This is a genomic window from Pseudoalteromonas sp. S2721 (genome assembly GCF_005887425.1).
Taxonomy (GTDB): domain Bacteria; phylum Pseudomonadota; class Gammaproteobacteria; order Enterobacterales; family Alteromonadaceae; genus Pseudoalteromonas; species Pseudoalteromonas simplex.
The window spans coordinates 1-618 of record NZ_PNCZ01000110.1 but is presented as its reverse complement, the minus strand read 5'-3'; the positions used below and the strand labels follow the sequence as shown (position 1 = coordinate 618).

The 618-nt window shown below is 36.7% G+C and carries 1 protein-coding gene; it reads right to left on the bottom strand.

Annotation, left to right across the window (positions count from 1 at the left end; genetic code table 11):
* Positions 1-320 precede the first annotated feature (320 nt).
* The coding region (locus CWC02_RS20495) for a methyl-accepting chemotaxis protein (RefSeq protein WP_249364149.1) at positions 321-618 on the bottom strand (298 nt) is incomplete at its 5' end.

The following is a 618-nucleotide window of genomic DNA, read 5'->3' as shown; positions in this document are numbered from 1 at the left end:
ATTAGTTTATTAATTTTTTCGTCGCTTGTTAGAAAACATTGCGTACATCAATTCATTGCAAAATTAAAATTCAAACACTGAACTCATTAACTTAAAAAGTTACTGAATATTAAACTATTACAATATATCCCTATATTTCTATGATATGGAGTTTCAAGAAGTGAGACAAGGTATTCCTTCCAATTCGCAAAAAATAGGAGGATCTTTTAAGGAAATTGAACCGCATTGATAACACAGCAAAATTTCGTTATTAGGTTGCTTATAATACTCTACAGCTGCATCAATGCAGATGCCTAAGGCTTATTTATTGCAAATTAGAATCACTTATTTAACTGGTTAGCAAACTGGCCAACCGCATCAACAACTTGCTGTGCTCCATGTTGAATATCTTCCATTACTTGTCCTGATTCATTCGACAAAGCAAGACCTTGCTCTGCTTTGACTTTCCCTTGTTCTATAACCTTTACTGTATTTTGAGTTAATGATTGATTTCGCTGAACAACTTCCACAATCTCTTCAGTTGCTTTAGATGTCCGAGATGCTAATTGCCTAACCTCATCTGCCACCACCGCACAACCACGGCCTTGCTCCCCTGCACGAGCTGCTTCAATTGCAGCG